The organism is Caulobacter sp. P1_B12_2 (assembly GCF_056406675.1).
In genome coordinates this window covers 1-7,144 of record NZ_JBFTZS010000235.1, presented here as the reverse complement: position 1 = coordinate 7,144, position 7,144 = coordinate 1, and the positions used below count along the sequence as shown (strand labels likewise).

Here is a 7,144-nt window from a genome sequence, read left to right as displayed (position 1 = left end):
CGGCGGCGGCGCGAGGCGACGGCGGCGGTGGACGACGTCCCGGTCATGTCGCCGCCGGCCGACGATGCGGATCCCCTGGCCGGGCGCGACGACACGCTGAACCTGCTGTTCATGTGCTGCCATCCGGCCCTGACATCGTCCTCGGCCATCGCCCTGACCCTGCGCGCGGTGGGCGGGCTGACGACAGCCGAGATCGCCGGCGCCTTCCTCGTGCCCGAGGCGACGATGGGCCAGCGCATCAGTCGGGCCAAGCAGAGCATCCGCGCCTCGGGCGTGCCGTTCGAGGCCCCGGACGCCGCCGAGCGGGCCGAACGGCTGCGCTCCGTGCTGCACGTGCTGTACCTGATCTTCAACGAAGGCTACGCCGCCAGCGCCGGGCCGGACCTGCAGCGCGCGGACCTGGCGATCGAGGCGATCCGGCTGGCGCGCGCGGTGCGGACCCTGCTGCCGGAGGACGCCGAAGTGGCCGGCCTGCTGGCCCTGATGCTGCTGACCGACGCCCGGCGCGCGGCGCGGACCGGCCCCGGCGGTGAGCTGATCCCGCTGGCCGAGCAGGACCGTGGCCTGTGGGATGCGGCGGCGATCGCCGAGGGCGTCGCCCTGGTCGAGACCAGCCTGGCCCGGGGGGCGGTCGGTCCCTACCAACTGCAGGCCGCCATCGCCGCCGTGCATGACGAGGCGACCCGGGCCGAGGAGACCGACTGGCCGCAGATCCTGGCCCTGTACGGCCTGCTGGAGCGGATGGCCGACAATCCGATGGTGCGGCTGAACCACGCCGTGGCCCTGGCCATGGCGCACGGACCGCGCGTCGGCCTGAGGCAACTGGTCGAGCTCGAGGGCGACAAGCGCCTGGCGGGGCATCATCGGCTGGCGGCGGTGCGGGCTCACCTGCTGGAAATGGCCGGAGACAAGGGGGAGGCGATCAAGGCCTATCGCGCGGCGGCGACGCTGACGGCCAGCCTGCCCGAGCAGCGGTATTTGTTGGGCAAGGCGGCGCGGTTGGCGGGTTAGTCTCGATTTTCGATCCGGTGATCGGGCGTTGGGCTGTTGGATCGCTCCCGAACGTCGCTACGACCGACCTGTCCAGGTCGCCGGACCGCCCGACCGCGTCGAGGTCTTGGTCCGCCACGAATGGAGTTGAAGTGCGTCTGTCCAGGATCGTGATCGCCTTGTCCTTGCTCGCGAGTCCCGCGCTGGCCGCCGCCGCGCCGGGCGACGGCTTCGACGTCGCCCGCTACGACCTGGCGCTGACGCCGGACATCCAGAACAGGACGGTCGCGGGACGCGAGGTGATCACGCTTCGCGTCACCGGCGAGCGGCTCCAGCGGCTGAGCTTCTCCGCCAATGCGCTGAGCATCGACAGCGCCACGCTCGACGGCGCGCCCGTTGTCGTCAATTCGCAAGGCGAGACGCTGGATTTCGAGCTGCCCAGGCCGCTGGCCCGGGGGCGCACCGTTCGGCTGGAATTGTCCTATCACGGCCGGCCCGCGCGCGGTCTGTCCCGCACGGCGACAGGGCTCTACACGAGCTATTTCGCCTGCGACTGGATGGTCTGTCTCCAGGACCAGTTCGGCGACAAGGCGAGGTTCTCGCTGGCGCTGAGCGTTCCGGCCGGCATGGAGACGCTGTCGGTCGGCCGCATGACGATCAGGACCCGGACGCCTGACGGTGGCGAGATCCACAGGTGGGAGGCGCCCCGGCCCTATTCGGCCTACCTGTTCGGCTTCGCGATTGGTCGGTTCGTCCGGGCCGGCGATCAGGTCGGATCGACCACGCTGTCCTATCTGAGCGATGTCGCGGACGCGGCCGAACTGAAGCGACGGTTCGCCGAGACGCGCCAGAGGGTGCAATTCCTGTCCGACAAGGCCGGCACGCCGCTTCCCGTCACGGCGTACAGCCAGCTTCTGGTCCAGGGGCGCGAGGCGCAGGAGGCGGCGTCCTATTCCGTCCTCGGCGTAGACGCGCTGGCGACCAACGCGGACGACCCCGCCGAGGACTGGGCCATCGCGCACGAACTGGCTCACCAATGGTGGGGCAATCTGGTGACCTGCGCGACGCTCAAGGACTTCTGGCTCAACGAGGGCGTCACGACCTTCATGACGGCCGCCTGGAAGGAGCACCGGTACGGGCGCGCCGCCTACGAGGCCGAGCTCGCTGTGGCGCGAGCCCGATTGGACAAGGCGCGTGTCTTGGGCTTCGACAAGCCGCTGGCCTGGGATGGCCGCTATCCGAGCCTGGCGACGCGACGGGCGGTCCAGTACAGCAAGGGCGCGCTGTTCATGGATCACTTGCGCGCCACTCTGGGCGAGGACGCCTTCTGGGCTGGCTTGCGGCGTTACACGCGAGCCCATGCAGGCGGAACGGTCACGAGCCTGGACCTCGAACGCGCGATGGAAGCGGCCAGCGACAGGGATCTGCGTCCGCTGTTTTCAGAGTGGGTGTTCGGTCCCGACGCCGCACCGGAACCTCCGCGCTCGGCCCCGCCGGCCGGTTAGCGGAACCCTGCGGCCCTAGGCCGCCACCAGCTTCAGCAGGGTCAGCTCCTTGGCCCGGGGCGACGAGGCCCGGCGCTTGGGCAGTTGGCTGGTCTCAAAGGCCTCCAGCACCTTGGGGTGGATATAGGCCGCGCGGCAAACCGCCGGGGTGTTGCCCAACAGGCCGGCCACCGCCTTGACGCAGGTGTTGAGCGTGCGCTTGGCCTCGGTCTGGGTCTCCGGCTTGGGGCTCATGCTCAGCGCCTCCAGCGCCGCCAGCGAGCCGTACCAGGTGCGGAAATCCTTGGCCGAGAAGTCGTCGCCACACGCGGCGCGGATGTAGTCGTTGACGTCGCTGCTCTCGATGGCGCGCCGCTGGCCGTCCTCGTCCAGATATTGGAACAGGCGTTGGCCGCGCAGGTCCTGGCAGGCGGCGACGATCCGCGCCAGGCGGCGGTCGCGGAATCCGGTCTTGTGCTTCTTGCCGCTCTTGCCGACGAACTCGAACACCGCCCCGCCGCTGGCCAGTTTCAGGTGGCGCTTGCGCATGGTGGTCAGGCCGAAGCTCTTGTTGGTCTTGGCGTATTCGTCGTTGCCGACCCGGATCAGGGTCAGCTCCAGCAGGCTGACCACGGCGGCCAGGACCTTCTCGCGCGGCAGGCCTCGACGCGCCAGGTCGATGGCCACGCGCTTGCGCAGCTTGGGCAGGGCGCGGCCGAAGGCGGCCATGCGGTCGTACTTGCGCGCGTCGCGATCGGCCCGCCAGTCGTTGTGATAGCGATACTGCTTGCGGTTCTTCTGGTCGCGGCCCACCGCCTGGATGTGGCCGTTGGGGTCGGGACAGATCCAGACGCTGGTCCAGGCCGGCGGAATGGCCAGGGCCTTGATCCGCGCCAAGGTGGCCTCGTCCTTCACGGTGCGGCCGTCCTCGTCGACATACGAGAAGGTCTTGCCGCGGGCGACGCGGCGCAGGCCCTGCTCCTGGTCATTGACATAGGCCAGCAGGGTGCGTTCGGCCGAGGTGGTTTCCAGCGTATCGCGGGGCATGGTCATCCCCTCGCTGGGCGGCCGACGCCGTCGTGTTCCGAAAAATCCTGGGCCATCGCCTCGCTCCCAACCCTAATATCCGCCAACGTGATAGACGGACGGCCGGTTCCGGAGACGCACGCGCAGATGAACTACCGACACGCCTTCCACGCCGGCAATTTCGCCGACCTGCAGAAGCACGCCATTCTGCTGGCCCTGTTGAAGGTCCTGACGGCCGGCGAGACGCCGCTGTCGGTGGTCGACACCCACGCGGGAGCCGGCGCCTACGACCTGGGCGGCGACATGGCCCAGCGCTCGGGCGAGGCGGCGGCGGGGATCGGGCGGCTGCTGGCGATGCAGGACGTGCCGGCGGTGTTCGCGCCCCTGGTGGCGGCGGTGAAGGCGTTGAACGGCGGCGGCGAAGGATCGCTGTATCCGGGCTCGCCGTTGCTGATCGCCCGGCATCTGCGCAAGACCGACCGCTACACCGCCTGCGAGCTGCGGCCCGACGACTTCGACAGCCTTCGCCGCACCCTGGCGCCCTACGCCTTCGCCCAGGCGGTCAAGGACGACGGCTATGCGACGGCCGTCGCGCGGGCCGGGAAGGGGGGCCGCACGTTCGTGCTGATCGACCCGCCGTTCGAGCGCAGCGACGACTACGCCCAGACCGTCGCCACGACCAAGGCCGTGCTGGCCAAGGACAAGCATGCGGTGATCGCCGCCTGGATGCCGCTGAAGGACCTGGAAACCTTCGACGCCTTCATGCGCGCGATGGAAACCGTCACGAACGACGCGCTAGCTGCGGAGCTGCGCTTGAGGCCGTTGACGGATCCGATGAAGATGAACGGCTGCGCGATGGTCATGGTGGGGGCGCCCAAGTCCGCCGAGGGCGCGATCGCCGAGGCCACGACCTGGCTGGCCGACAACCTCGGCGACGCCGGGGCCAAGGCGCGGATCTGGCGCGCGTGACCGCAGGCCAGCCCAGCTTCCGAGAGGCTTTCTGGGTTTGGCTCAAGGTCGGCTGCCTGGGCTTCGGTGGTCCCGCCGGTCAGATCGCCCTCCTGCATCGCGAGGTGGTCGAGCGGCGCGGCTGGATCGACGAGGGGCGCTTCGCCCACGCCCTGAGCTTCTGCATGCTGCTGCCCGGACCCGAGGCCCAGCAACTGGCCACCTGGCTGGGCTGGCGGCTGCACGGCGTGCGCGGCGGCGTGGCGGCCGGGCTGCTGTTCGTGCTGCCCGGCTTGGCCGTGATGCTGGGCCTGGCGGCGCTGTACGTCGCGCATGGCCGCTCGACCTGGGCGGGACCCGCGCTGTTGGGCCTGAAGGCGGCGGTGGTCGCCTTGGTGCTGCAGGCCCTGATCCGCATGGGCGGCCGGGCGATCAAAGGCGCGGCCGGCTGGTGGGCCGCGGGCCTTGCCTTCCTGGCCCTGACCTTCACCGTGCTGCCGTTCCCGCTGATCATCCTGGCGGCCGGCGCGGTCGGCTGGGCGCTGGGCGGCGGTGCGGTCGTGGCCGAGACCTCCGAGGCCGCCCAGCGGCCCGCCTGGCGCACGGCCCTGGTCTGTCTCGCCGTCTGGCTGGCGCCGGTGCTGCTGGTTCTGGCCGTCGCGCCCGGTTCGACCTTGGCCCGGATGGGCGGGGTGTTCAGCGTGCTGGCGGTGGTCAGCTTCGGCGGCGCCTATGCGGCCCTGGCCTATGTCGGACAGGCGGCGGGGACGTTCGGCTGGCTGGCGCCGGGCCAGATGCTGGACGGGCTGGGCCTGGCCGAGACCACGCCGGGGCCGCTGGTGCTGGTGCTGGTCTTCGTCGGCTTCGTCGGGGCCTATCAGAGCGCGCCGCCCGAACTGGCCTGGGTCGCCGCCCTGGCCGGAGGGCTGATGGCCGCCTGGACCACCTTCGCGCCGTCGTTCCTGTGGATCTTCGCCGGCGGCCCGTTCTTCGAGCGCCTGCGGTCGCGGCCCCGGCCCGCCCGCGCCCTGGCCCTGGTGTCGGCGGCCGCCGTCGGGGTGATCGCCAATCTCGCCGTGTGGTTCGCGGTCCACCTGCTGTTCCGGGTGGGCGCGGTCCATGCCTGGGGAGCGCTACGGGCGGAACTGCCGGACCTCGCCAGCGTCAATCTGCCGGCGGCGGGCCTGACGGTCCTGGCCTGCGGCCTGGTCTTCGCCCTGCGCGCGCCGATCCTGGCGGTGGTGGCGGCCATGGTCGCCGCCAGTCTGGCGCTGAGCGCGATCGGCTTGACCTAGGGTCAACATTTTGCGCTTGCGATACGGGAAACCGWGTTATGCTGCGCTGCAACAAAACGGTTGTTGGAGTGCGCGCCATGACCCCGTCGTTCTTGCCCGAAATCCCCAAGCTCGACCCTGAAAAGGGCCCGCACCTGTTGGCCGGCGCGGCCTCGCCGCTGTGGCTGATGTTCGGCGGCGCGGCCATGGCCGGGGCGACCTGGTGGTGGTGGTCGGCGCGCTGGCGAGAGGCGGTCAATGTCGAGGCGCTGCTGGCGCCGACCCTGGCCAAGAGCCTGCCGACGCCCGAGCGCGTCGCGCCCGTCGAGCTCGCGCCCGAGCCGGTCGTCGAGGCCGTGATCGATCCCGTCACCGAGGCCCTGGTCCTGGCGCCGGTCGCGCTGGAAACGCCCGAGCCGATCACGGCGGCCGCGACCGCGACGACCGAAGCCGTCGCCGAGGTCGTGCAGGAGACGCTCGACACCGCCGAGACCGTGGCGGCCGAAACGACCGAGACCCTCAAAGCGGCCGCGGAGCCGGTGGTCGAAGCCGTCGTCGAGACGGTCAAGTCGACCGCCGACGACCTGACCCTGCTGGTCGGCATCGGTCCCAAGCTGGCCGCGTCGCTGGCCGATCTGGGCGTCACGCGGTTCTCCGAGATCGCCGCCTGGGGTCCGAAGGAGCTGGCCGACTTCAACGCCAAGCTGGACCTCAAGGGCCGCGCCGAGCGGGACGCCTGGGTCGCCCAGGCCAAGCGGCTGACGGGCGCCTAGCTAGTCCAGTCCGAACGCCGCCAACAGCCGGTCGGCCGCTGCGGAGGCGGGCAGGTCGCCGGCCCGCACCGCGCGCTCTACATCCGCCGCGATCGCCGCCACGGCGGGCGCTTCGCGGAAAGCTTCGGCCAGCCGGTCCTGGACCATGGCCCACATCCAGCGACTGTCCTGGTCGGCGCGCCGTTTCGCGCGGTCGCCATTGCTGGTCATGATCTCGCGGTGGCGCTGGATCTGGATCCACAGCGTATCGAGACCGGCCCCGGTCAGGCCCGAGGCGGTCAGCACCGGCGGCGTCCAGTCGGGCGAGGCGGGCGTCAGGATGTGCAGGGCGTTGCGATAGTCGCGGGCCGAGCGCTCGGCCTTGGCCGGATCGGCGTCGGCCTTGTTGATCACCAGCAGGTCGGCCAGCTCGATCAGGCCCTTCTTGATGCCCTGCAGCTCGTCGCCGCCGCCCGGGATCAGCAGGGCCAGGAAGATGTCGACCATGTCCGACACCACGGTCTCGGACTGGCCCACCCCCACCGTCTCGACGAGGATCACGTCGAAGCCGGCCGCCTCGCACAGCAGCATGGCCTCGCGGGTCTTGCGCGCCACCCCGCCCAGCACGCCGCCGGACGGCGAGGGGCGGATATAGGCGTTGGGATCGACG

Annotated in this window: 7 protein-coding genes; 5 read left to right on the top strand and 2 right to left on the bottom strand. The window is 70.9% G+C overall.

Annotated features, from left to right (window positions below; all coding sequences use genetic code 11):
• Both AC1DZ6_RS15125 and AC1DZ6_RS15120 read left to right on the top strand, forming a co-directional pair.
• Positions 1-1,011 (top strand): RNA polymerase sigma factor (locus AC1DZ6_RS15125; RefSeq protein WP_477097983.1); only part of this gene is annotated, 1,011 nt, incomplete at its 5' end.
• Positions 1,012-1,169: 158 nt separating this feature from the next.
• Positions 1,170-2,495 (top strand): M1 family metallopeptidase, encoded by a 1,326-nt coding sequence (locus tag AC1DZ6_RS15120; protein ID WP_477097982.1) that lies wholly within the window; start codon positions 1,170-1,172, stop codon positions 2,493-2,495.
• A gap of 15 nt (positions 2,496-2,510) precedes the next feature.
• On the opposite strand, the gene AC1DZ6_RS15115 is transcribed toward AC1DZ6_RS15120, so the two are convergent.
• Positions 2,511-3,521, bottom strand: a complete 1,011-nt coding sequence (locus tag AC1DZ6_RS15115; protein ID WP_477097981.1) for a DNA topoisomerase IB — start codon at positions 3,519-3,521, stop codon at positions 2,511-2,513.
• 126 nt (positions 3,522-3,647) lie between these two features.
• Here AC1DZ6_RS15115 and rlmJ point away from each other — a divergent pair, with 126 nt between their 5' ends.
• From rlmJ to AC1DZ6_RS15100, 3 genes are all read left to right on the top strand, one after another.
• Positions 3,648-4,469 (top strand): 23S rRNA (adenine(2030)-N(6))-methyltransferase RlmJ, encoded by an 822-nt coding sequence (gene rlmJ / locus AC1DZ6_RS15110; RefSeq protein ID WP_477097980.1) that lies wholly within the window; start codon positions 3,648-3,650, stop codon positions 4,467-4,469.
• Positions 4,466-5,743 carry a chromate efflux transporter gene (gene chrA / locus AC1DZ6_RS15105; RefSeq protein ID WP_477097979.1) on the top strand — a complete coding sequence of 426 codons (1,278 nt, stop codon included), beginning with the start codon at positions 4,466-4,468 and terminating at the stop codon, positions 5,741-5,743. The genes rlmJ and chrA overlap by 4 nt, the downstream gene beginning before the upstream one ends.
• A gap of 77 nt (positions 5,744-5,820) precedes the next feature.
• Positions 5,821-6,495, top strand: coding sequence for a hypothetical protein (locus AC1DZ6_RS15100; protein WP_477097978.1), 675 nt, complete (start codon positions 5,821-5,823; stop codon positions 6,493-6,495).
• On the opposite strand, the gene AC1DZ6_RS15095 is transcribed toward AC1DZ6_RS15100, so the two are convergent.
• The coding region (locus AC1DZ6_RS15095) for a P-loop NTPase family protein (RefSeq protein WP_477097977.1) at positions 6,496-7,144 on the bottom strand (649 nt) is incomplete at its 5' end.

What these genes read in the sequence shown, in the direction of transcription:
- rlmJ (WP_477097980.1), top strand. Translation starts at nt 3,648, where the DNA reads ATGAACTACCGACACGCCTTCCACGCCGGCAATTTCGCCGACCTGCAG.
- AC1DZ6_RS15100 (WP_477097978.1), top strand. Translation starts at nt 5,821, where the DNA reads ATGACCCCGTCGTTCTTGCCCGAAATCCCCAAGCTCGACCCTGAAAAG.
- AC1DZ6_RS15115 (WP_477097981.1), bottom strand. Translation starts at nt 3,521, where the DNA reads ATGCCCCGCGATACGCTGGAAACCACCTCGGCCGAACGCACCCTGCTG.